The sequence below is a fragment of the Streptococcus mitis genome (assembly GCF_002096925.1).
GTDB classification, from domain to species: Bacteria; Bacillota; Bacilli; order Lactobacillales; family Streptococcaceae; genus Streptococcus; species Streptococcus mitis_AF.
In genome coordinates, this window is the sequence record NZ_NCVN01000074.1 from 1 (window position 1) to 501 (window position 501).

Consider the following 501-nt stretch of genomic DNA (forward strand, 5'->3'; position numbering starts at 1 on the left):
AGCCCAAATTACCAGCCAGCGCCTAAAGACGCTGGCTTTCACTTTGTTCAAGCCTTATTGCTCTTGACTCGTCACTTGCCTCTCAAAGAGGCTTTAGTATTACTTACCACTATCCCTAAAGGGATCCTCATATTCTTTTACACTTAATTTATCTAGTGCTATATCATGCTTTTCCTGTTCTTGAATATATTTCTTAATTGTGGCTTCATTAAGCCCTACTGTACTTACATAATAACCTTCCGCCCAGAAATGTCGATTCCCAAACTTGTACTTGAGATTGGCGTGTTTGTCAAACATCATGAGTGCACTTTTTCCTTTTAAATAACCCATGAAACTCGAAACACTTATCCTTGGTGGAATACTTACTAACATGTGTACATGGTCTGGCATTAAGTGACCCTCGATAATTTCAACTCCTTTATAACTACACAAGCGATGAAATATTTCGCCTAAACTACTTCGATATTGATTATAGATAACTTTTCGTCTATACTTAGGGGT

Annotated in this window: 1 protein-coding gene; it reads right to left on the bottom strand. The window is 37.7% G+C overall.

Annotated features, from left to right (window positions below; all coding sequences use genetic code 11):
- Positions 1–99: 99 nt before the first annotated feature.
- Positions 100–501 (bottom strand): IS200/IS605 family transposase (gene tnpA, locus B7692_RS07645; RefSeq protein WP_084930362.1); only part of this gene is annotated, 402 nt, incomplete at its 5' end.